The organism is Acinetobacter sp. IK31 (assembly GCF_035615195.1).
Lineage (GTDB): Bacteria > Pseudomonadota > Gammaproteobacteria > Pseudomonadales > Moraxellaceae > Acinetobacter > Acinetobacter calcoaceticus_C.
The window spans coordinates 24,669-48,765 of the sequence record NZ_JANBOB010000024.1 but is presented as its reverse complement, the minus strand read 5'-3'; the positions used below and the strand labels follow the sequence as shown (position 1 = coordinate 48,765).

Genomic DNA, 24,097 nt, shown 5'->3' with positions numbered 1-24,097 from the left:
CTGCTCTTCGTCAGAGACAGAATTCAACGCAATACCAAGTTTTCATCTTAACCCTGTAAGCTAAGATATTCTCATGTATCGCGTCGGGATGAGTGCATTATAGGGGAAAAAAATTAGTACGCAAGCACTTTTCCAAACACATGCACTCGACCGTCTCTTTTTTACTCAAATAAATTAACAACAAAGCTTAATTTAAGTATATATCATTGATATAAAACAGAAAACTATATGGAAATTTATTTTCATTCTTTTTTGATTTTGATATCTATTATCTTAATAGATTGTTTAGGTACGTTCTGATGGGCTCCATCATTGGTTGTTGGCACTTTTACAATGCGATCAACGACATCCATACCTTTAACCACTTTTCCGAAAACTGCATAACCTGCATTACCAGCTGAGCGATTTAGAAAACTATTATCAGCAACATTAATAAAGAACTGACTAGTAGCTGAATCAGGATTTGCGGTACGAGCCATTGCTAAGGTTCCGCGTGTGTTAGCAATTCCATTTCCAGCTTCGTTCTTAATTGGTGCTCGAGTAGTTTTTTCCTGCATATTTGCAGTAAGTCCACCACCCTGTACCATGAATCCAGGAATTACGCGGTGGAAGATCGTATCTTTATAAAAGTTCGACTTTATATAGCTTTTAAAATTCTTCACACTGATTGGAGCTTTCTCATCATAAAGCTGTATTTCAATGTTGCCTAAATTCGTTTGCATTTCAACTAAAGTGTCAGCCCAGACTGAATGACTGCTTAAACCCAAGCAACATAGCATTAATAATTTTTTCATATCTTCCTACAGTAAAATGCAAAACTTAATAAAGGTTAAATTTAATCGTCTATATAAAAGAATTCTAGTGAGTATTTATTATCTTTTATTTAAAGCCTTATATTTTAGATTTGAGTATAAGCCCACGTTCCACGTGAAACATGGACCAAACTATTATTTAGCTATTTTTATCCCAGAATTTTCTAAAGTTTTTACTGAACTCGATGGTGTAACGTTTGGCCTTTTTAGAAATAGGCGTCAAATTTATAAATCCATGAGTTTGATCTGCGTATTCTTCATAATGCATTTTGACGCCATTTTGGCGTAGCTTATAACTATAGATTTTTCCTTCATCATGTAATACGTCATGCCCAGCAGTAATCACAAAAGCCGGTGGATTCTTTTTCAAGTTACCATAGGTTGGAGAGATAATAGGATCGTCTAACTCTACATTATGCTGAGTTGCATAATATTGAGTGACATTATTGATATCGTTATCTGTCAAAACCAATCCTTCGTTATAAGCATAAAAGGATGGATGTCGGCTCTTGAAATCCACTGCAGGGTAAATAAGAAGTTGTGCCTGTGGAGCATAAGGTTTATTTACTGATCTTTGAGCCACGACTGTACTGATGTTTCCACCTGCACTGTCACCCGCTACAGCAATTCGACCTTTTAATATTTTTAATTGTCTACGATTTTGATATACCCAAGCCAAAGCATCTTCGCACGATTGGATTAAATGTTGAGGAGAAACCTCAGGTGCAAGAGGATAATCAATACTGAGTACTTGTACTTTTGCATATTTTGCTAATAAGCGGCAAACCTCATCATGAGTATCTAAACCACCAACAACAAACCCTCCTCCGTGATAGAAAACAAGAAGAGGTAATTTTTTACTAGGTGCCGGATGATAGTGTCTTGCGAAAACAGTTCCGCTTTGGAGCGGTAACCGAATATCTTCTACTGAATCAATATCTGTTGATTTCTGGCGTATAGCCAGCATTTGAGTATCGAACAGCCTTCTAGATTCAATTGGGTCTGAACCAATGAAACCGATACGACCCTGTTTAATTTGTACAGCCATGAGACATTTAGTAAATGAGTCGAGATCTGGATATTGGTAAGAATATCCAAGAATTTTGGCAAGTGATTCTTGAGCTAATCGAGGTAACTTATCAAGAGCTCGAGCAGCGGGGCCTTGGCCCTTATCTAGCAATGTTTGAATTTTTTGATTGAATGCTGTCATGCCTATCTCCATGAATTCCTCTTATCCTTCATATTTTCTACAGAATTCTGTTGTTATTTGACTATATTCGCATACAACTCATGTAATCAAGATACAAAGGTAAAACCCAAATTACGCTAATCTGATTTAAAGCAAATGTCATTAACAAATGTGTCACTTAAAACAGGAATTTTTTGCCAATTATTGTTACCAGACAAAAAGAGGTACGGTTATGTCAACAAAAATAGTTGTTACTTTATTAGCAACCAGTCTTTTAACTGTAGGCTGTGTGGCTTATACGGACGATCCTTCTTATCGTAGTGGTTATGGTTACCATGATACTAATCGCTATGATCGCAATGATGGACGTCGATATAATGATTGGGAACGAAAACGTTGGGAAGAACGTCAAAGAATATATGAACAACAACGAAGAGTTGCTCGCGAACAGGACCGAAACCGTCATGAATGGGATAAAAGACGCCATGACGAGGATAAAAAACACCGTGATGACGATAAAAGACGCCACGAATGGGATAAAAAACGGGTAGAAGATCGTGATCATCGAGATTATCGTCATGATGACTAAATTCTTTACTATATAAAAAGCCCCAATAAGCTACGTCTTTTGGGGCTTTTTTGAGAATTCTAAACTCTCTTAATTATAGAATAATGAGTAGCAGCTCATTTCATATATAAATCGGCATCTTGAATATATGTATTCTATAATCTTTTAACTGTTCTTATCGCTAAGAATTACTGAGCAGTTGCAGAACCTGAAACTGAACCTGAAGCACCAGCATCAACTTGACCTGGTTGTGCTTGGCCAGAAACGCCAGCATCAACACCTACACCAGCTTCTACGCCAGATGGGCTAGCACTTGTTTGAGCAGAACCTGATGCATTTAAACCAGCTTCAGATGCACAACCAACAGCTGTAAAAGCAACACCAGCAAGTACTACAGAGATAAGACCTAATTTTTTCATAATCATTTTCCTTTCATTACGACAAACACTTAAATGCAAAGTTCATCTTCGCGCTGCCTATAATTCACAATTTTTTTTTCTGGCGTGCGTATCATTGGTTGTCTTTTGTAGTAATAGAAGTACAAATTGTGCAATTTTTTATTAAATTCACTTCCCTACCCTTACTCCTATCTTTTATATAAATGCTTGAGGCTAAGCTTTTGTTTAACTTTATCAATTTCTAATTTTTATATTGCACTTTTTATTGGCTTAAAAAATTTCTCTTTATAGAAACGCAATATAAGGTACGTAGACTGTTACAGAGATTTTTCGCTTAAAAAATCCTCTTTCCCACAAAAAAAGCCGTGTATAGATCACGGCTTTTTTAAAAATTTAAGATATATGGCTTTAAATTATGGCCATTGCATCTCGCTTTTTACAACTTTTGCACCTAACTCGAGGCTATCCACACTTTTTAAGGCTGGATATTGTTTTTGCATGAGCTGACTCAATTCGCTAGCATTCTTACTTACTTTGGCTGCTTTCTCATAATTCTTGAGATAATCGATCGAAAAGTTAACTGCATTCAAACCTTGTGGAGCGCCCTCAACCATATGGGCAGGAACTACCGTTTGAGGTTGAAGAGCTTTGATACTTTCTAGAGATTGAATCACTTCAGCACGATCTTTAGTTTTAGGAGTATCTGCCATCCATAAATGGATACCTGAAGATACTGGAATACCGCCTACTACTGCTTTTGCAGAAGGAATCCACAAATAAGTAAGATCTTTTTTACCTTTAATTTCAATTGCTTCATTCTCAAGTTTTAAAGTTTTGGCAGTGTAAGCTTTAGGCACAATAATTTGGCTAGGTGCATTGGCACCCATCTGTGGTCCCCAATATTTCACTTTCAGTGCTTGAGTATCTTGAATATGTTTAACGGTTTCCGGAGTTGCAATGATTTGTACATTCGGAAAGTATTGTTTAAATACATCTAATCCGAAATAGAAGTCTGGGTCACCATAACTTACGAAAATTGTTTTTAAAGTTTTACCACTATCAAGGATATCAGCCGCAATACGTAATGCTTCAGATTTTGAGAATTGCGCATTCACTAATAAAACTTCTTTATCACCTTCAATTAAAGTGGAAGTCACTCCAAAATGTTCTGGTTTAGCCAGAAAATTTTGGATTTTTAGATCTTGTGCAAAAGCTGAGGGAGCCATCGTTAAAGCTGTGGCAGTTGCTAGGGCTGAAGCAGTTAATTTAAAAAGTTTCATTGTGTATTCTCCAATTTCATAAAGAACACTTTAAATTGCAATTCCTGCAAGATAAATGCCCAAAATTAAGATAAACTGTTGCATATATTGTAATAATGATAAAGCATATGGATACTTTAAAAGCCATACAGGTCTTTGTTTCTATTGCTCAGCACGGCAATTTAACCAAAGCCGCCGAGCATCTTAATTATTCCCGTGCCATGGTTTCTCGCTATCTTGAACACCTAGAGCATACATTCTCAACTCGACTATTTCAGCGGAATACCCGAAAAATATCTCTCACTCCAGCCGGTGAAAAAGCCCTACTCTACTGCGAAAATATTTTACAACAACAACAACTTCTACAAGAGCTGGCAGCACCCGAACAACATAACGGTACGATTCGCTTTACCTGTGGTTTATTTTTATTTCAATTGGGTGTTGGGGAATGTATTCGTCAATTTAAAAAACAACATCCACATATTCAATTTGACGTATATCTTACTGAAAATACAATTGACTTGATTGATGCACAGGTCGATTTAGCCTTGCGTATAACGCAAAAAGTTGCAGATGGATTAATTGCGAGACCAGTCTGTCAGATTGAATCGATATTTTGTGCTCATCCAGACTATTTAAAAGAGCATAGCCCCCTCTCTCACCCAAGACAACTTATTCAATATGAATGTTTAACTCACCATAGCCAACATCAATTTTGGACACTTTTTGATGAAGAACAACAACCGCAGAATTATCCTTTAAACGTCACCTTTAAAAGTAATGATGTAAATGCTGTTTATGATATGTGTCTACATGCCCAAGGTGTGGCTATGTTGCCGTCACTATTAGTTAAAAAAGATTTAAAAGAAAAACGACTAATTCCTTTATTTAAAAACTTTTCAGCTCCGGAATTAAGTCTGTCAGTGGTATATGCATCGAGGCAACATTTACCAAAAATAACGCAGGAATTTATTGCTTTTATGATCGAAAATTTAGATTTTTACTTAAAACCGCAAAATTAAAAGTTTTAAATTGCCGTGTACGCTTGAATTTTTAGGCAATGCCCATACTTCATCCCTATTAATGAATTACAGCATATGCATGGCAGTTCAGGTTTTACACAGTAAATACTGATGCCAAAAGGACTGTACATGTTTAAAAACCCATTTAAACGGAGATCATCAATGGCTAATGAGCAAAATGAGCAAGCTCAAGACATTCAACACGAGCAAGCAGAGCAATCTAATGAGCAAACTCAGGCTGAAGGTGGAGAGCAAGCAAACGACGTTACCGTTGAATCTTTACAAGCGCAAATCACTAAATTAGAAGAAAGTCTTAAACTTGAAAAAGCACGTACAGCAAATGCTGTTTACGAAGCACAAAAGAGTGTAGAGCGTATTCAACGTGAGTCTGAAAAGCATAAGGAAACTGTGCTTGAAAAATTTGCAAAAGAATTACTGGATTCTGTAGACAATCTAGAGCGCGCAATTCAAGCGGCGGGTGATGAAGAAACACCGGTACTTGAAGGTATTAAATTAACCTTGAAGTCACTGTTAACTGCGCTTGAAAAATTTGGCGTTGTAGAAGCTGACACTAAGAATGGTTTCAATGCGGAGTTACATCAAGCAGTTGGTATTGATCCAAATGCTAAAGCGAATGAAATCGGTACTGTTTTACAAAAAGGCTATACCTTAAATGGTCGCTTATTGCGCCCTGCTATGGTTATGGTCGGTCAATAAGTAAATTTTTGAGAGTTTTTAGATTTTTTTTAGCTAAAATGCTTGAAAAAAATAGATTCACTCTCATATCGGATAACAAGCAAAAACATTGCAAAAGAATTTTTGAGGAAAACGTCACATGGCAAAAATTATTGGTATTGACTTAGGTACTACCAACTCATGCGTTGCTGTACTTGAAGGCGATAAAGTAAAAGTAATCGAAAACGCTGAAGGCACACGTACAACTCCATCGATCATCGCTTATAAAGATGGCGAGATCTTGGTTGGTCAAAGCGCTAAGCGTCAGGCAGTAACTAACCCGAAAAATACATTATTCGCTATTAAGCGTTTAATTGGTCGTCGTTATGAAGATCAAGCAGTACAAAAAGACATCGGCCTTGTACCTTATAAAATCATCAAAGCTGACAATGGTGATGCTTGGGTAGAAGTAAACGATAAAAAATTAGCACCTCAACAGATCTCTGCTGAAATCTTGAAAAAGATGAAGAAAACTGCAGAAGACTATTTAGGTGAAACAGTTACAGAAGCAGTTATTACTGTTCCTGCTTACTTTAATGATGCTCAACGTCAAGCAACTAAAGATGCGGGTAAAATTGCTGGCTTAGATGTTAAACGTATCATTAACGAACCAACTGCTGCTGCACTTGCGTTCGGTATGGACAAAAAAGAAGGCGACCGTAAAATTGCTGTTTACGACTTAGGTGGTGGTACTTTTGACGTATCAATCATTGAAATCGCAGATCTTGATGGCGACCAACAAATCGAAGTGTTATCAACAAATGGTGATACTTTCCTTGGTGGTGAAGACTTTGATAACGCTTTAATTGAATTCTTGGTTGAAGAATTTAAGAAAGAACAAAGTGTGAACTTGAAAAATGATCCACTTGCATTACAACGTTTGAAAGAAGCTGCTGAAAAAGCAAAAATCGAGCTTTCTTCATCGAATGCAACTGAAATCAACCTTCCATATATCACTGCTGATGCGACTGGTCCTAAACACTTAGTGATCAATGTAACACGTGCAAAACTCGAAGGTTTGGTTGCTGATTTAGTTGCTCGTACAATTGAGCCTTGTCGTATCGCGCTTAAAGATGCTGGTCTTTCGACTTCTGACATCTCTGACGTAATTTTAGTTGGTGGTCAGTCTCGTATGCCGCTTGTACAACAAAAAGTACAAGAATTCTTTGGTAAAGAGCCACGTAAAGACGTAAACCCTGATGAAGCAGTTGCAATTGGTGCTGCGATTCAAGGTGCGGTATTGTCTGGTGACAAAACTGACGTTCTTTTATTAGACGTAACACCATTAACTTTAGGTATTGAAACAATGGGTGGTGTATTAACACCAATCATTGAGAAAAACACGACGATTCCTGCGAAGAAATCACAAGTGTTCTCTACTGCTGCTGACAACCAGCCTGCTGTAGACATTTCTGTTTACCAAGGTGAACGTAAGATGGCTCAACAAAACAAATTGTTGGGTAACTTCCAATTAGGTGACATTCCACCTGCTCCACGTGGTGTGCCACAAATTGAAGTATCTTTCGACATCAATGCTGATGGTATCTTGAAAGTATCTGCTAAAGATAAGAGCACTGGTAAAGAGCAATCGATCCAGATTAAAGCAAACTCAGGTTTGTCTGATGCTGAAATCGAAGCAATGATTAAAGATGCTGAAGCGAATGCTGAAGAAGATCGTAAGTTTGAAGAACTTGCAAAAGCTCGTAACGAAGCTGATGCATTAATTTCAAGCTCGAACAAAGCAGTTAAAGATCTTGGTGATAAAGTTACTGAAGATGAAAAAACAGCTGTAAGTACTGCGGTTTCTGAACTTGAATTAGCAACCAAAGAAAATGATGTTGAAGATATCAAAGCTAAAAATGAAGCTTTACAAAACATCTTAATGCCTATCACTCAACGTGCTTATGAACAAGCACAGCAAGCTGGTGGTGCAGAAGGCTTTGATCCAAATGCATTCCAAGGTGGCGATGCAGGTCAACAAAAAGCTGATGATGGCGTTGTAGATGCAGAGTTTACTGAAGTTAAAGATGACAAAAAATAATTTGTTTCTTTAATAAAAAACCGCGCTTAGGCGCGGTTTTTTATCGGTTACAAAAAATAACAATAGCTTTTTAAGTATATTTTTTAATTGTCTAATGTCAAAAAAGTCAATTATAAAAACTAATCTATTAATTATAAAAAAGATTTTATAAAGTAAAATACATTGTTACTTATTCCATTAATTATTCCATTATTGCCAAGTGTAAAAACATCTTTTTCAATTTTTGTACCAAGATCACAAAGCTCGCCCACTCTCTTGTCTTTTTTATCATTTTGACGAAATTGATTAAGTAGCTAACAATAAGATTTATTTATATTTTTTATTTTGCCATGAAAAAATTTTTATGGTGGGGATTGAGCTTGTGTTTATGCATAGGCTTTCAAACGAAGATCTTTGCTCAAAGTAATCTACCAATGGGTTCATCTCATCAACCTTTGAAGTATCAAATTGCTTTTATTGACCCACGGTTTCAACTCACTAAAGAACAATTTATTGAAGTAAGCCAACAAGCTGCTGAAATCTGGCACAAAGAGACTGGAAAAACCTATTTTATTTATGATTCAGGAGCACAGTTATCAGTTAACTTAATTTATGATGATCATCAAATGATGAAAAGTGAGCAACAGGAAAATTTAAATACACTTTTGCAAAAGCAGGAACAATGGCGCATTAAAAATGAAGAGATTATTTTAAACAAACAAGAAATTGATCAGCTATCATCAGATTTAAACAAAAAAAAGATCAGTCTAAAAGCTGAGTTTGAACAATATCAACGAGACGTGACACGCTTTAATCAAGGAGAACAACGATACTATCGTGCCGATGAGTTAAAAGAGCAGCAAAATCAACTACAGCAAAAATCTGGAAATCTGCAAAACGAATCAAATAATTTAAATATTAAAATTCAATTGCTTAATGCAAAAATTAAAAATCTAAATCAAGAGCAAAGTGATTTAATGACTTTAATGACACAATTTAAGCTAGAGCAAAAAGCCAGTATTCAGCCTTTTCATAAAGGCCTATTTAGTCAAAACCAAATTCAAATTTATGGTTATACTTCTTTAAATGATTTACGTTTGACCCTTGCTCATGAGTTTGGTCATGCTTTAGGATTAAAACATACTACTGATCCTAAATCTTTAATGTACCCGCGTTTAAAAGAGCAAGATATCTATAATTTCAAATTAACAGATTCAGATTTAGAGTTATTAGGCTCTATTTATAGTTCAATTAAGGAAAATCATTAAAGTTAAATGATTAAAAAAACTAAATAAAACCAAATATATTGAATTTTTTCTAAAAAATAATTTGGCATTTGGTAAAAATAACGAGACTAAAGTCTCATTTATTTATTGAAATTGTATATTTTTTGATTGATTTTTCACTTTATATTCTTATAATACGTTTTTTTTAAAATCTCCCCCCATCAATTATGCGTTTAACATCTTTGTTACTAGGCGTAGCCTTTGCTTTTTCTAATTTTCAAGCCAATGCTAATCTTGCCACCCCAGCTCATACTCAAATTCAGCAAAAAACAGGTCAGCATCTGACTTATAAAATTGCTGAAATTGACCCACGTTTTGGTTTGAGCCAAGATCAATTGATTCAGATTAGCCAACAAGCTGCGGATATTTGGAAACAAGGTACTGGGCAGGATTATTTTACTTATGATCCAAATGCAAAGTTAGAAATTCGCCTAGTTTACGATAATGGTCAAAGTCGTTCTGAACAGCGTCAAAAAATTGCAGCTCAGTTCCAGCAAGAACAGCAACGTGTAATTGATGAACAGCAACAAATTAAGCAATTAAAGCAAACCCTTGGTCAAACTCAATCTGACCTTGAAAATAAAAAGCAGATTTTGAATGGAAAATTGAAAAATCTAGACCAGCAAATGATGCAACTTAACCAAGGCAAATTAGCACCTGAATACAGTGCTAAATCTTTGGCTAAAACCCAGAAAGATTTGCAAAAGCAAACTGTTGCTTTAAAGAAAGAAATTGCTGCATATAATGAGCAAGCTAAAGATTTAAATACTAAAGTTACTCACTTTAATCAGATTAATAATGAGTTTAATGATTCATTAAACCAATTTAAGCAAAATGCTCAAGCGGATGTCTTTAAAAAAGGTATCTACAACGGCAAACAAATTGTGATTTACGAGTTTAAGTCTATTGATGATTTACGTTTAACGATTGCTCATGAGTTAGGGCATGCGCTTGGTTTAAAACACAGTGATCAACCAAATGCCTTGATGTACTCCGTTCGTAAAGATGGTGACAAAAAAATCACTGGCCTTACCGATGCTGATCGCGATCTATTAAGTGCTTTACCTCAATAATTAAGAACTTCATATAAAATGATGTATCTATTTCTAAATAGATACATCGAAATTCATGTCAAAGTCATGTTATTGTGGTCATCAAAGCTAACGAAAATAGAATGGAGATGAAGATGAGTTACTATCATATCCTGATTGAAGTAAATGATCATATCAGTACAATTGAACAAACACGTGATATTGAACTGTTTGATATTATTGAAATTAAACCTTACCTTCATTCTATTCTAATCCCCTTTTTCAATGAGCATGAAATCGAGCTTGAAGATGAAAATATTGAATATAAAGATATTCTACATCTTGAAGTAAAACAGACTCTGTTACCGATTGAACATTTAATTGAAGAAGAACAAAAGCAATTACCAAGTGATACAGATGTTACGATCACTGCGTATGAAATCTTTAATGATCGCGATTTAAGCCAAGATGTCACTTCAGTTATTTTTGATATTTTGGAAGCGGTTAAATTAGATTAGCAATCTTATAAAAATATTTATAAAAAAGGTCTGCATGTGCAGACCTTTTTATTATTTTCATTTTATTGCATCATTTTTTGGGCTTGTTCTTGACGGAATGCGCGTAAGATTTGTTGCCCAGCCCGTCCTGTTGGATTTAAACCTAAACGAGTTTGCTCCTGACGAATAGCTACACGGGTTTTATCACCAATAAGGCCATCAACCGCGCCAATATCATAGCCACGATTAATCAAAAATTGTTGAATTTCACGACGTTCCATACGTGAAGTTCCTGGATCATCAGTTGGCCAAGATGTTGCAAAAGGACGAGCGCCTTTTAAACGATCAGATAGGTGAGCAATTGCAAGACCATAACTTTCAGCAGCGTTATAACTATAGATAGCATCAAAATTCTTAAATACTAAAAATACTGGACCATTTACACCTGCTGGTGCCATTAAACCTGCCGAAGTACTGCTAGATAAAGCGCCTTGAACAAGTGGAGAGCCATCAATCCGAGTAACACCTCTTGCACTCCAGCTACTTAAAGCTTTCTTTGAACGTCGCCCTTCTCCATCAATTGACATACCTTGGGGAACTTTTACTTCAAAACCCCATGGCATTCCTGCTTGCCAGCCCGCTTTATTTAAGAAATTCGCTGTTGAAGCCAGTGCATCAGCTGTACTAGACACCAAATCGCGACGACCATCTCCATCAAAATCAACAGCTAATCGTTCATAGGTCGATGGCATAAATTGCGTATGTCCAAATGCCCCAGCCCATGAACCTTTCAGTTGATCTTCGGTTAAATCACCACGCTGTAAAATACGCATGGTGGCAAAAAATTCAGTACGGAAATAACTTTGTCGGCGGCCTTCACAACTTAAAGTTCCGAGTGCCTGTAATAAAGGATATTTTCCAGAAATATCACCAAAATTACTTTCCACACCCCACACTGCCACAATTGTTTCTGGTGGTACGCCGTAGGTTTGAGAAGCACGATTTAAAACATCACGATATTGCGCCAGTTTTTGTTTTCCAAGCTCAACACGCTCTTCGTCGACTAACCCAGAAAGATAATCCCAAATTGGTGTCGAAAATTCTGGTTGATAATTTAATTTATCAATAACCGAATAATCTGGAGTTAAGTTTTGAGTATAACGATCATAAGACGCCCCCGAGACTCCGGCAGCAATCGCTTGAGAGCGTAAATTTGCCAAACAACTTTGGAAATTATTATTAGGCGTATAATTTTCGTTAGTCACTGCCGGAACAGTGGCACTGCTAGATATTGTAGAACCATTAATTACGAGCTCTGCTTGAGCCTGAGTCATTGCTAAAAATACAGAGCCAACAATACAAGAAAAACGTCGCATATTATCCCAGTTTCAATTTTTGAATTTAAATTTTTAAGTACCATACCATTATGAGTCTAAAATTTCAGAGAGAAAACGTAAATTTGAATTCATAATCTCTTCTTTAAATTCATTTCTCGTGTTTTAAATTCAAATACCCTACTTTGTTTTTGAATTTAAAAATTCTGCGATGCACATCACCAGTTTTGAATTCAAAATAATAGCGCATAGTTTAAATTCAAAAAACTTATTTTAAATTTAAACTATAAAACAGGTGCTTCTGTGGATAAACTTATCCACAATCAAGCAAAAATGCCCCTATTTATTGATTCTATTCTATATTCCATCATTTCTTAAACATAGAAAAGTCATTCAAATGAACAATCGGTATTTTTAAATTCAAAAGTTAACCCATGTTTTAAATTCAAACTTGCTACGTTATTTTGAATTTAAAACATTTCAACAAACATCATTCGTTTTGAATTCAAAATAACGTGGCCCTAACGTCTGTTATAAATAGAACCCTCTTGTGGATAACTAACTTTAAATTCAAAACAATGTAAAAAACTTGTTTCCATTTTTTTAAATTTAAAAAAACCCTCAATATTTAAATTCAAAAATTCCTACAAAAAGTTATCCACAACCTCAAATACTCATAATTTATTATTTTTTAAATTTAAAAAACGAAAAAAGCGATCCGAAGATCGCTTTTTAGGAAATTAAAATTACTTTAGAGAGTCATATTTTCTGTTAGAGCGAGTGGTTCTGGCAAAATTTTTGCCAATTGATGGCATAACGTCGTCAATTCATTACTATCCAAAGGCATTAAAGTGATATGACCTAACTTACGGCCAGCACGTTCTGACTTGTTATAAAGATGTAGATGAGCACCATTTAAGGCAAGTACATCTTCAGTTTTAGGATGCTGACCAATAATATTGATCATGACTGTTGGACGAATAACTTCTGTTGAACCTAACGGCAGACCAGCAACAGCTCGAATATGGTTTTCAAACTGAGAACAAACAGCGCCTTCAATTGACCAATGACCTGAGTTATGCACACGTGGTGCCATCTCATTTGCACATAAACCTTGCTCTGTCACAAACAGCTCTAGAGTCAACACACCAACATAGTTGAGGTGACTCAGCAAACGCGTAATGTAGTCTTGAGCAACAGGCTGTAAAGCTTCACTATTCGGTGCAGGAACAATTGAATGCGATAAAATGCCATTATGATGGTGATTTTCAGCCAATGGCCAAGTTTTTACTTCACCATTTTGGCCGCGCACCGCAATAATTGAAACTTCGCGAGAGAATTTAACAAAGCTTTCGGCAACTAGACTTTTTGCAGGACCAAGTTCAGCCCACGCGGTGTCAATCTGGTCTTCTGAACGAAGTACAAACTGACCTTTACCGTCATATCCACCAGTTGCTGTCTTAAGCACAATCGGCAAACCAAGCTCAGCAACAGCCTTTTTCAAACTTTCTAAACTATCTACAGCACGATACGGCGCAACAGGAATAGTAAGTTCATCAAACAATGCTTTTTCTGATAAACGATTTTGCGCAGTCGCTAAAGCAACACGGGGAGGGTGCAATGCTTTGGTTTTTGTTAAAACATCAACATCTTCCACGGGGGTGTTTTCAAACTCAAGACTGAAAACATCAGCACTTTCAATAAAATGCTTTAAACCTTGCTCATCTTGACTAGAAAAGACTTGGCCTAAAACACCTGCTGGACAATCTGTATTTGCTTCAAAAAAAGTACACTGAATATTTAATGGTAATGCTGCTTGAGCCATCATTCGACCCAATTGCCCACCACCAAAAATACCGATAGTTTTATCCATCTCAGCCTCTTACACCTGACCCGGAATATTTTTGCTTGCAACCTTATCGGTTTGCGCAGCGCGGAAATCAGCAACATTTTTTGCGATTTCAGGGCGAGTTAAACCTAAGATTTGTGCCGCCATAATTGCAGCATTCGTCGCACCTGCTGGACCAATCGCTAAAGTACCCACTGCAATACCTGCTGGCATTTGTACGATTGAAAGCAAAGAATCTACGCCATTTAAAATTGATGATTTAACTGGCACACCTAAAACAGGTAAATCAGTTTTTGCGGCACACATTCCAGGTAAATGCGCTGCACCGCCTGCACCAGCAATAATCACTTGAATACCACGATCACGCGCAGTTTCTGCATATTCAAATAAACGATCTGGAGTACGATGAGCAGATACCACTTCCGCTTCAAATGGGACACCAAGCTGTTTAAGCATATTGGCTGTGTTTTCGAGAGTTGCCCAATCAGATTGAGAACCCATAATAATTCCAACGAGAGGTTGAGCGTCTTGTGCTGCGGCCGCATTCATTGCTAATGTTCCAGAGACAAAAGTAAAAGAAGATAAATCTCGACGAGAGCCAAGTTTTAAATGGTTCGGAAGCCCATTATTATAGACTGATTTTTCATCTCACGAAAATTTAACTGACCAGCTCTGCGAATATTTTTAATCTCATAAAAAAAATGTCATGGTTTAACAGTGATACATTCTCAAATTTTATTAATATTATTTAAACATCCTGCAAAATAATCAGGTATTTGGAAAAGTAATAGCTTGTATTGAATAATTGATTCTATACAAGCTATTGCAGTTTATTGGCTTCTAAATACGAAATAGACACAACCAAATAGGCATACCATTGCCCACAAATAATCCAATTTAAATGGCTGCTTAAACAAGAAAAGCATAAACGGTACAAACACAATCAGAGTGACGACTTCCTGAGTAATTTTCATCTCGCCGAGTAGCCAGCCTTGCGCACTCAGCATACGAGTTGCGGGAATCATAAAACTGTATTCAAGCAGAGCAATAATCCAGCCGAATAAAATCGCTTGCCAAAGGGGAGCGTGATGTAAAAATTTTAGATGCCCATACCATGCAAGGGTCATAAAGCAGTTAGAAATAACTAATAACGCAAAAGCTAAAACCGTTGGGCTCAAAGGCACATCCTTCATCTTTACGATGATTTAAGTATTTTAAAGATACAAAACATTATAAAAGATAAAACTGTCATTCAGCTTAAATACAAAAAATAAAAGACACGTTTTCATTGGGGCTTCAACCATATAGAACAACAACGATTTTTGACTATCTTTTCCCGTTTAGCCTTGCTATCGTTGCTGCCAAATTTATCAATAATGAACGCGCAGACACTTGACGTGCTGTGTATAGAAGCAGTGGAGAAGGCGAGCAATGCATCTGCATATCTTGGGTATTTGTGGCACTTTTATGGGCTCTTTAGCACTTTTAGCTCGTGATTTAGGGCATAAGGTAACCGGTTCGGATTTAAACGTTTATCCACCAATGTCTACCCAGTTAGAAAATGCAGGCATTACACTCATGCAAGGCTATGACCGTAGCCATTTACAACCACATCCAGATTTAGTCATTGTCGGAAATGCCATGAAACGTGGTATTGATGCTGTGGAATATATGCTGAACGAAGGCTTGCCATATATTTCTGGTCCACAGTTCCTTGCTGACCATGTTTTACAAGGTAAACATGTACTTGGTGTAGCTGGTACTCACGGTAAAACTACGACTACAACCATGCTGGCTTGGGTACTTGATCAGGCGGGTTTAAACCCAGGCTTTTTAATTGGTGGTGTTCCACTTGGTTTTAGTGAAAGCGCTCGTTTAGGTGGCGGCAAATACTTCTGCGTTGAAGCCGATGAATATGACTCAGCTTTCTTTGATAAGCGCTCTAAGTTTGTTCACTATCACCCAAAAACGGCGATTTTAAACAACCTTGAATTTGACCATGCCGATATTTTTGATGACCTTGCAGCGATTCAAAAGCAATTCCATCACCTTGTGCGTACCATTCCAAGTGAAGGCCGCATTATTGCGCCAATTACGGAAATTCATATTGATGAAGTACTTGAAATGGGCTGCTGGACACCAGTGATTCGTACAAGTCTAGAAGCGAATGAAAAAGCGGCTTTATCTGCTGAACTCATTTCAATTGATGGTAGCCATTTTAAAGTCCTCGAAAATGGCAATGTCATCGGTGAAGTGAAATGGACAATGACAGGACAACATAGCGTAGCTAATGCTTTGGCAACGATTGCAGCTGCTCAGCATGTGGGTGTTGCGCTTGAACAAGCCTGTGAAGCTTTGTCTAACTTTGGTGGCGTGAAACGTCGTATGGAGTTACTCGGCACAGTCAATGGCATTGAGGTTTATGATGACTTTGCTCACCATCCGACTGCAATTGACACGACTTTAGATGGCGCACGTAAACGTTTAGGCGAACGTCGTTTATGGGCGATTATCGAACCACGTTCAAACACCATGCGTATGGGCAGCCATAAAGAAGGTTTAGCACACTCAGCACGCTTAGCAGATGAAGTCATCTGGTATCAGCCAGAAGGTTTAGATTGGGATTTACAACCCGTGATTGAAGCTGCGTCTAACCATGCTCAAGTCAGCCGTTCACTTGATGAAATTATTGAGCGTATTGTTAATGAAGCAGGTGAGGGTGATGCAGTTGTGATTATGTCTAATGGTGGCTTTGGCGGATTACATCAAAAATTAATGAATGCATTAAAAGCAAAAGCTGCTTAACTTTTGCTTTAAAGATTCAATAAAAACGGGTTTCAAATGGAAACCCGTTTTTTTTATTCAGCCGTTTTAAACTTGTTCTGGATCTATATTGGCTATAAATTTATTAGAAACCATTAAACGTAAACTATAGACAATACCCATCGCAAAAACACTATATCCCACGTTATTACAAATAAACGGAATACATAAAATGATGAGGGCCGTAATAGGGTAAAACCATTTGCTGATTCCGGCTAAACATTCAAATTCATATAGCACCCAAATACAGGTGGTATAGAGCACTACACTCACCGCAACAACTATTCCCATATATAAATTGGAAATATGGGCATGATGAGTTGTGACATCCACTGCCGCTGCAAGCGCAGCGCCCACCGTAGCAATACTCACAAAAACAAAGTAATGACCATATCCCCATACAAACGGGCGCACACCTTTCAAATGGTGATGCTGTTCACTACGGTCAAAATAAGCCCACCACATCGCGAACATAAGCATCAATCCACCGATCATTAAAAAAACGGCAGGAATATTAATAGATTGAGCAGTCAGCGCATCGCGGATTGCATTAAAGCTACCAATAATTGATTCACCCAACACAATAATTGTAAGCAGGGCATAACGCTCTACAATATGATGTGGATGCCACGGCGTAGGTGAATATTTTTCTGCATAGTAGGGAACAAATAGCTCCATCGCAGCCAGAAATAAAAATAAAGGGACTGAAAGTACATGGGTAAAATTGGCAACTAACCAACCAATCTGTACCAGTACAATCCCTATTGCATAGCGATAAGCCGTAATACGTCGAGCAGGATCATATTTTGCTGCACGCAACCACTGGGTCACTAACGCCATTCGCATAATGACATAACCGATGATCATTACGTCAAAATCCTGACTATGAAATACATCGGGAATGCCTGCTGCCATCACCAATGAACCTGCAATTTGCACAAAAGTGAGGCATCGATACAACGCATCGTCGTTATCGTAAGCCGAAGCAAACCATGAAAAATTCATCCATGCCCACCACAACGCGAAAAATACCATCAGGTAACTTGGTAACGCATGCCATAGATGATTTTCAATAATAGCGTGATGTAGCTGCTGACCTGCTGTTGCAATCGCGACCACAAAAATTAAATCGAACAATAATTCGAGGGGAGTTGCTGCTCTATGCGGCTGTTCTGGATCTCTTGGAGATAAAGGCCTCAAACTTAATTTTTTCTGTTTTTCTTGAGTAGTCATAAAATAACGTTCTCGAATAAAATGCCAACACGTTAGCACTTTAATATTAACGCCCAGTTCACGCATTAAAAATTATCTAGATTTGCTGTTTAATCTTTACTCACAAACAAACTATATTTCATTTTTGTGACAATTCTTTATCAAGACATTAAACTGAATTCTTTATCATAGCTCACGTTTTTGTTCTTGTTTGGAATATGAATGTCTTTAGAAACACTCAACCTTAGCTTATTCCATGTAATTAATGGTGCTCAGGATGCGAGTCAATTTATCATTCGTCTTGCTGTCTTTTTTGCTAATGATCTCCTGTATATCCTTTTATTCATTCTTACTTTTTTATGGTTCTATGGCGACCAAGATTTAAAAAATAGGGTGGTTAAATCTGTCTTTTTAACATGTGTCTCGCTTTTAGTAGGATACGTTATTTCTCTGTTTTACCATCATTCACGGCCGTTTGTGATGGGTGTTGGTACCACTTTTATCGAACATGCGCCAACCGCGTCTTTTCCCAGTAATCATATGCTGATTTTCAGCACCATAGCCCTGTCTTATTTATTTGCTCAGCGCAAACTGATTGGAATTATTCTTCTATCCTTGTCATTTGTCGTGGCATGGTCGCGTATTTATTTAGGCGTGCATTTCCCTTTAGATATGTTGGGCGCTTTTATTGTAGCGCTATTGGTCAATACAGCCGGATATTACTTCTGGAATGCTTACGGCACACGCATAACTGCATTTTTTATTCATCTCTACAAAATCATATGCAAACCGCTTTTAGATCGGGGTTTAATTAAATAGCTTCTAAATCCATTGTTGTGTTAAAAAACACGAAATTAAGTTCAGTTGCGTAATCCTAAAAAATCTGCCATTCTATGCGTAGTTGGATATGTTTTATCCAAAACAGAATTTAGTTTGACAAGGGGAGTAGCCTCCTCCAAACATAGCAGCAATGTTATGTGTCAGATATCGTCAATACACTTTTATTAAAAAGTCGGTATCTGAGCATCATGAAATTCATGATGTAGGCAAGACCTTGATCATGTTGGTACAGATGTTTTATTCATCTGGCAACGGGTCAAGGTTTTTTTATGCCCCATTGCCGGATGTGGAGGTTTTATGGAATCGATCGGCAATTTATGGCTGTATATAGCGTTCTTTGGCATTGTCATCGTAATGCTCCTGATTGACTTTTTAGGCTTTAAGCAAAAGCAAGGTCAGGATGTTTCAATTAAGCAAGCAGCTTACTGGAGCGTGGCATGGGTGAGTGTCGCGGCATTATTTGGTGGTGGTTTATGGCTGTATCTACAGCAAACTGCTGGTGTGACCTTAGCAAATCAAAAAACCATGGAATACTTCGCAGGTTACTTACTTGAAAAGTCACTCGCAATTGACAACGTTTTCGTCTGGTTAATGATTTTCGCAGCTTTTGCTATTCCACCTGCGCTACAACGTAAAATTTTGCTCTACGGCGTATTAGGTGCAATTGTACTTCGTACTCTCTTTATTTTTATTGGTGCATGGTTCGTTCAAGAGTTTTCTTGGGTGCTTTATATCTTTGGTGCGTTCTTGGTCTACACAGGCTTCAAATTCTTAAAAGGCCAAGAAGAAGAAACCAATATTGAAGACATCAAAGTTCTAAAATGGTTACGTAGGCACATGCGTATTACGCCACAGCTTGAAGGTGACAAGTTCTTTGTTCGTCAAAATGGTTTATTGTGGGCAACGCCGTTATTTTTAGTTTTAATTTTAGTTGAAGCGTCTGACGTCATTTTCGCAGTCGACTCTATTCCTGCTATTTTCGCGGTAACCAGCGATCCGTTTATTGTTCTAACAGCGAACTTAATGGCAATTTTAGGTTTACGTGCAATGTTCTTCTTACTTGCTGGCGCTGCAACTAAACTACATTACTTGCCATACGGTTTAGGCATCATCTTATTATTCATTGGTGCAAAAATGTTGTTGCTTGATGTATTCCATATGCCAATCTGGATCTCGTTAAGCTTTATCGTATTGGTGTTAGCAATTACTGCTTATCTATCATTGCGACACAACAAAAAGCAGTTGCAGTCTTAATTCATCATATCAAGGCATCTACAGATGAGATGCCTTGATATTCAAATTTTCAAAGTAGGCTGTATTTAAAAATACAGAAATATTATATATCCGCCTAAAAGTGCTTTTTATTGTGGCTTCTTCGCAATTAATGAGTGTCATTTAAGTGCATTGCCAACAATCACCTTAATTTTTTAAACATAGACTAGAACGAACATTCAAAAATAGAACCCTTTAATCTTTTGTATTTTAAAAACTTTATTCTCTTTTCCTTTATTAAAAATCTATATTGGCAAGCTCTTTGCATCTCCTAAAAAGAAAAAAGCCCAAATTTTAAGGGCTCGTGAGAGCCCTAATTTTTTAAGGAGTAATGCCATGAATGCTATTCCCACTTTAACGCCGCTTGCTATGCCGTGTAACAGCAGTTTTGATGCAAAAGATTGGGAAATTTTATCTAGTCACTGGTATCCAGTTGCCCGTATTCAAGACGTTTCTACCGCACCGCAACGAGTAACGCTATTAGACGTGAATATGGCCCTGTATAAGACAGAAAGTGGTGAAATTCACCTCGTTCGGGACATTTGCCCTCATCGTGGTGTGCCTCTAACCAAAGGGTGGGTAGAAGGGGAGGAAATTGTGTGTCCCTATCACGGTCTACGTTATAACACCGAAGGGAAATGTACCCAAATTCCCGCACAGCCCGAATTAACCAAAATTTCAGATCGCTTTTCTTTAACAAAATTTCCAGTCGTGCAACGTTATGGCCTAATCTGGACCAGTATTCATGGTCGTGATATTGCTAAAGCCAATATTCCTGTATTAGATACTTGGGACCAGACAGACCATCAAGCGATTTTGCCACCTTTTGTCGATATTGGCGGTTCTAGCGGACGTCAACTTGAAGGTTTTATTGATGTCGCACATTTTGCATGGGTACATCACAACGCATTTGCTGATCGCGATAACCCTGTAGTGCCCAAATACCAAACTGAACGTACCAATTATGGCTTAAAAACGGTCTATATCAGTAATGTCAGCAACTATCCACATGAGCTAAAACATTTAGAGCCGAAAGGCTTTTCATGGAAACGCACCTTTGATATCTATCCACCTTTTTCAGCAATACTTACTGTCGATTTTCCAGAAGGCGGCATTTTAAAAATCTTGAACGCTTGTTGTCCTGTATCAAGCAATAAAACCCGATTATTTGTTCCTTTAACACGTAACTTTGATCAAACAGGTGATTTAGAAAAAGTATATGCATTTAATGCCCAAATTTTTGCCGAAGATCAGGACATCATCGAATCACAAAAGCCAGAAGAGCTTCCTTTGGACTTGATGATGGAAGCTCATTTTGAAGCAGACCGCTCTTCAACAACTTACCGCCGGATTTTGGCTGAATGGGGACTAAGTAAACGTTATACCGTTTAAATCTTGGCTAACTGGGGTACAATCAACCGAAAAAAGTGAAAATATAAAGGCTTTCCATGTCATTGATAGCAAATACCACTGTAGTTCGTGGTCGTTTTTTAGATATCCAACAAACTGTCTCAGAGCCAACTGATATTCCAAATTATGTGCGCTATTTGGAAGATGGTGTATTGATTAGTGAACATGGAAAAATCATTTGGTTTGGCGCATGGGAAGAAGCTCAAAAGCATCTTCCTGCTGGAGTTGAAATTCAACACTATCCAGAACAGTTGATTGTACCCGGCTTTATTGATACCCATATTCACTTCCCACAAACTGAAATGGTTGGAGCTTACGGCGAACAACTTTTGAGTTGGTTAAATACCTATACTTTTCCAACTGAAATCCAGTTTAAAGACAAAGCATATGCAAGTGAAATTGCCCAGTTCTTTGTTCAGGAACTCTTAAAACACGGTACAACCACCGCTCTAGTCTTCTGTACAGTTCATCCTGAGTCAGTAGATGCTTTATTTGAAGCCGCAGAAGACGTTCAGATGCGTTTAATTGCAGGTAAGGTACTCATGGACCGCAATGCGCCAGATGCGCTGTGTGACACACCAGAAACCGCTTACAGCGATACAAAAGCACTTATTGAAAAATGGCATGGTAAAGGTCGTGCTCTTTATGCGATTACCCCACGTTTTGCGCCAACCTCTACTCCTGAACAGTTAGAAAGAGCAGGGCAGTTAAAACAAGAATTCCCTGATGTCTATGTCCATACGCATTTAAGTGAAAATAAAGATGAAATCGCATGGGTGAAATCTCTATTTCCAGAACAATCAGGCTATTTAGATGTCTATCAACATTATGGTTTAACTGGCAAACGATCTGTTTTTGCTCATTGTGTTCATTTAGAAGATGAAGAATGGCAATGTATGCACGATACACAATCGGCCATCGCATTTTGTCCAACTTCAAACTTGTTTTTAGGTAGTGGTTTATTCCCGTTGAAAAAAACATGGGAAAAACAAGTGAAGGTGGGCTTAGGTACAGATATCGGTGCAGGTACATCATTTAGCTTATTACAAACCGTTAACGAGGCTTATAAGGTCCAACAATTACAAGGCGATAAGCTTTCTGCTTTTGAAGCGCTCTATCATGCAACGTTAGGTGGAGCAAAAGCGCTTGATCTGCACGATCAGTTAGGCAATTTCAACATCGGTAAAGAAGCAGATTTTGTTGTATTGAATCTTAAGCCAACAGCATTACAGCAACTTCGCCAGTCTAAATCTAAGTCTGTTGAAGATGCGCTGTTTGCATTATTTACTTTAGGTGATGACCGTAATATTGAGGCGACTTATATTTATGGAAAACGTGCTTATCAAAAAGAAACAGCCCAATAAAAATCGGGCTGTTAAGTTTTTGTTATTATTTGGAATATGCGCTCTTGCATTAAAACGAGATCAACATATTGCTCAAAATGATAAAATTTCAGAGTCATCAAAGGGTGCATGAAAAGTCATTTTGCTTTAAAATTTTACCATTAACTCAGATTTTAGAGGTGTTGCAGGTCAACACCTTTTTTATTTTTTCTTTTATATCTTGTAGGAATCTGACATGACTGTTGCAATGAGCATCATGATTTCAACCGAAGAAATTCAAGCAAAAGTCAAAGAGCTCGGCGAGCAAATTAACGCTCACTACGCCAATAGTGACAAAGAGTTGGTCCTGATTGGGCTACTGCGTGGTTCTGTTATTTTCATGGCAGACTTGTGCCGAACAATTACCAAACCGCATGAACTCGACTTTATGACAGTGTCTAGCTACGGCGGCGGTACGACTTCAAGTCGGGATGTTAAAATCTTAAAAGATCTTGATGGTGAAATTCGCGGTAAAGATGTGTTAGTTGTTGAAGATATTATCGACTCAGGTAATACCTTAAGCAAAGTCATGGAAATGTTGCAAACTCGAGATCCAAATTCAATTCAATTGTGCACATTGGTGAGTAAACCATCTCGCCGTGAAATTGATCTCGAAGTTAAATTTTTAGGTTTTGAAGTTGAAGATAAATTCATTGTAGGTTATGGATTAGACTACGACCAAAAATATCGCCACTTACCATTTATTGGCGAAATTGGCTTATAAATTTCAAAAAAATAGCACCGTGAGGTGCTATTTTTTTTATATAAAACTTTAGCTTCGAACAAAAAAGACACAAAAAGTCGCAATCTGCTACAGACAAAATAGACAGCTCTCAAGCACGATAGAATATGAAGCAAAATCATTAACTTCACCAAAAAAACAACTGGAGAACAAATATGTGGTCACTTATTGTTGCTATTGTGGTTGGTTTCTTTGCTGGTTTAATCGCTCGTGCCTTACATCCTGGCGATGATAAAGCAGGTTTTATCGTAACAACCCTCATCGGTATTGCAGGTTCACTTTTAGCTACCTATGGCGGACGATTACTGGGGCTTTACGGAGAAAATTCAGTGGCGGGCTTTATCGCATCTATTATTGGTGCAGTGCTTATTCTCTTTATTTACAACTTGATTGCACGAAAAAGTTAATTACTTTCA

General features: G+C 37.5%; 22 protein-coding genes and 1 pseudogene. 14 read left to right on the top strand and 9 right to left on the bottom strand.

All coding sequences use genetic code 11. The annotated features are described in order from the left end of the window. Nucleotides 1-242: 242 nt before the first annotated feature. Nucleotides 243-794 (bottom strand): peptidylprolyl isomerase, encoded by a 552-nt coding sequence (locus MSG66_RS13190; RefSeq protein WP_324654345.1) that lies wholly within the window; start codon nucleotides 792-794, stop codon nucleotides 243-245. 157 nt (nucleotides 795-951) lie between these two features. Continuing rightward, a complete protein-coding gene (locus MSG66_RS13185) occupies nucleotides 952-2,022 on the bottom strand; it encodes an alpha/beta hydrolase (RefSeq protein ID WP_324654344.1) in 1,071 nt (356 codons plus the stop codon). Nucleotides 2,023-2,233: 211 nt separating this feature from the next. On the opposite strand from MSG66_RS13185, the gene MSG66_RS13180 reads away from it, so the two are divergent. After that, nucleotides 2,234-2,590, top strand: coding sequence for a hypothetical protein (locus MSG66_RS13180; RefSeq protein ID WP_324654343.1), 357 nt, complete (start codon nucleotides 2,234-2,236; stop codon nucleotides 2,588-2,590). A gap of 167 nt (nucleotides 2,591-2,757) precedes the next feature. On the opposite strand, the gene MSG66_RS13175 is transcribed toward MSG66_RS13180, so the two are convergent. Then, a complete protein-coding gene (locus tag MSG66_RS13175) occupies nucleotides 2,758-2,988 on the bottom strand; it encodes a hypothetical protein (RefSeq protein ID WP_004640301.1) in 231 nt (76 codons plus the stop codon). Nucleotides 2,989-3,380: 392 nt separating this feature from the next. Beyond that, the gene (locus MSG66_RS13170) at nucleotides 3,381-4,247 is read right to left on the bottom strand and encodes an MBL fold metallo-hydrolase (RefSeq protein ID WP_324654341.1); all 867 of its coding nucleotides are present in this window, start codon (nucleotides 4,245-4,247) and stop codon (nucleotides 3,381-3,383) included. A 107-nt stretch (nucleotides 4,248-4,354) separates the two neighbouring features. On the opposite strand from MSG66_RS13170, the gene MSG66_RS13165 reads away from it, so the two are divergent. The 6 genes and pseudogenes from MSG66_RS13165 to MSG66_RS13140 all read left to right on the top strand — a co-directional run bounded on the left by MSG66_RS13165 (nucleotide 4,355) and on the right by MSG66_RS13140 (nucleotide 10,838). Continuing rightward, a complete protein-coding gene (locus MSG66_RS13165) occupies nucleotides 4,355-5,248 on the top strand; it encodes a LysR family transcriptional regulator (RefSeq protein ID WP_324654340.1) in 894 nt (297 codons plus the stop codon). 162 nt (nucleotides 5,249-5,410) lie between these two features. Further along, a complete protein-coding gene (grpE, locus tag MSG66_RS13160) occupies nucleotides 5,411-5,965 on the top strand; it encodes a nucleotide exchange factor GrpE (RefSeq protein WP_324654339.1) in 555 nt (184 codons plus the stop codon). A gap of 118 nt (nucleotides 5,966-6,083) precedes the next feature. Beyond that, nucleotides 6,084-8,024: a molecular chaperone DnaK gene (dnaK, locus tag MSG66_RS13155; RefSeq protein ID WP_324654338.1), complete on the top strand. Its 1,941-nt coding sequence runs from the start codon at nucleotides 6,084-6,086 to the stop codon at nucleotides 8,022-8,024. Nucleotides 8,025-8,353: 329 nt separating this feature from the next. Then, the gene (locus MSG66_RS13150; protein WP_262474612.1) at nucleotides 8,354-9,271 is read left to right on the top strand and encodes a matrixin family metalloprotease; all 918 of its coding nucleotides are present in this window, start codon (nucleotides 8,354-8,356) and stop codon (nucleotides 9,269-9,271) included. A 77-nt stretch (nucleotides 9,272-9,348) separates the two neighbouring features. Next, nucleotides 9,349-10,362: pseudogene (locus tag MSG66_RS13145) on the top strand (M57 family metalloprotease). Nucleotides 10,363-10,463: 101 nt separating this feature from the next. Beyond that, the gene (locus MSG66_RS13140; RefSeq protein ID WP_080645631.1) at nucleotides 10,464-10,838 is read left to right on the top strand and encodes a hypothetical protein; all 375 of its coding nucleotides are present in this window, start codon (nucleotides 10,464-10,466) and stop codon (nucleotides 10,836-10,838) included. Nucleotides 10,839-10,900: 62 nt separating this feature from the next. On the opposite strand, the gene MSG66_RS13135 is transcribed toward MSG66_RS13140, so the two are convergent. The 4 genes from MSG66_RS13135 to MSG66_RS13120 form a co-directional block, all read right to left on the bottom strand. Beyond that, complete coding sequence (locus MSG66_RS13135; RefSeq protein WP_197730956.1) at nucleotides 10,901-12,193, bottom strand: lytic murein transglycosylase; 1,293 nt, start codon at nucleotides 12,191-12,193, stop codon at nucleotides 10,901-10,903. Nucleotides 12,194-12,902: 709 nt separating this feature from the next. Beyond that, on the bottom strand, nucleotides 12,903-14,024 hold the full coding sequence (locus tag MSG66_RS13130; protein WP_324654337.1) for a 5-(carboxyamino)imidazole ribonucleotide synthase: 1,122 nt from the start codon (nucleotides 14,022-14,024) through the stop codon (nucleotides 12,903-12,905). 9 nt (nucleotides 14,025-14,033) lie between these two features. Next, nucleotides 14,034-14,549: a 5-(carboxyamino)imidazole ribonucleotide mutase gene (purE, locus tag MSG66_RS13125; RefSeq protein ID WP_002115451.1), complete on the bottom strand. Its 516-nt coding sequence runs from the start codon at nucleotides 14,547-14,549 to the stop codon at nucleotides 14,034-14,036. Between the two features lie 281 nt (nucleotides 14,550-14,830). Continuing rightward, entirely contained in the window at nucleotides 14,831-15,193 is a 363-nt protein-coding gene (locus tag MSG66_RS13120) for a DMT family protein (RefSeq protein WP_016139717.1), read from the bottom strand. Between the two features lie 238 nt (nucleotides 15,194-15,431). Between MSG66_RS13120 and mpl the strand changes: the two genes are divergently transcribed. Next, nucleotides 15,432-16,805: a UDP-N-acetylmuramate:L-alanyl-gamma-D-glutamyl-meso-diaminopimelate ligase gene (gene mpl / locus MSG66_RS13115; protein ID WP_324654336.1), complete on the top strand. Its 1,374-nt coding sequence runs from the start codon at nucleotides 15,432-15,434 to the stop codon at nucleotides 16,803-16,805. A 66-nt stretch (nucleotides 16,806-16,871) separates the two neighbouring features. Here the strand turns inward: mpl and MSG66_RS13110 are convergent, their stop codons facing one another. Beyond that, a complete protein-coding gene (locus tag MSG66_RS13110) occupies nucleotides 16,872-18,122 on the bottom strand; it encodes a low temperature requirement protein A (protein ID WP_324654335.1) in 1,251 nt (416 codons plus the stop codon). Between the two features lie 135 nt (nucleotides 18,123-18,257). Between MSG66_RS13110 and MSG66_RS13105 the strand changes: the two genes are divergently transcribed. The 6 genes from MSG66_RS13105 to MSG66_RS13080 all read left to right on the top strand — a co-directional run bounded on the left by MSG66_RS13105 (nucleotide 18,258) and on the right by MSG66_RS13080 (nucleotide 24,088). Continuing rightward, on the top strand, nucleotides 18,258-18,854 hold the full coding sequence (locus MSG66_RS13105; protein WP_324654334.1) for an undecaprenyl-diphosphatase: 597 nt from the start codon (nucleotides 18,258-18,260) through the stop codon (nucleotides 18,852-18,854). Nucleotides 18,855-19,172: 318 nt separating this feature from the next. Further along, the gene (locus MSG66_RS13100) at nucleotides 19,173-20,129 is read left to right on the top strand and encodes a TerC family protein (protein ID WP_202743908.1); all 957 of its coding nucleotides are present in this window, start codon (nucleotides 19,173-19,175) and stop codon (nucleotides 20,127-20,129) included. 354 nt (nucleotides 20,130-20,483) lie between these two features. After that, nucleotides 20,484-21,539, top strand: a complete 1,056-nt coding sequence (locus MSG66_RS13095) for an aromatic ring-hydroxylating oxygenase subunit alpha (RefSeq protein WP_324654333.1) — start codon at nucleotides 20,484-20,486, stop codon at nucleotides 21,537-21,539. A 56-nt stretch (nucleotides 21,540-21,595) separates the two neighbouring features. Continuing rightward, a complete protein-coding gene (gene guaD, locus MSG66_RS13090; protein ID WP_133976089.1) occupies nucleotides 21,596-22,921 on the top strand; it encodes a guanine deaminase in 1,326 nt (441 codons plus the stop codon). Between the two features lie 214 nt (nucleotides 22,922-23,135). Then, the gene (gene hpt, locus MSG66_RS13085; RefSeq protein WP_004640259.1) at nucleotides 23,136-23,663 is read left to right on the top strand and encodes a hypoxanthine phosphoribosyltransferase; all 528 of its coding nucleotides are present in this window, start codon (nucleotides 23,136-23,138) and stop codon (nucleotides 23,661-23,663) included. 173 nt (nucleotides 23,664-23,836) lie between these two features. Continuing rightward, entirely contained in the window at nucleotides 23,837-24,088 is a 252-nt protein-coding gene (locus tag MSG66_RS13080; RefSeq protein ID WP_324654332.1) for a GlsB/YeaQ/YmgE family stress response membrane protein, read from the top strand. Nucleotides 24,089-24,097: the final 9 nt, after the last annotated feature.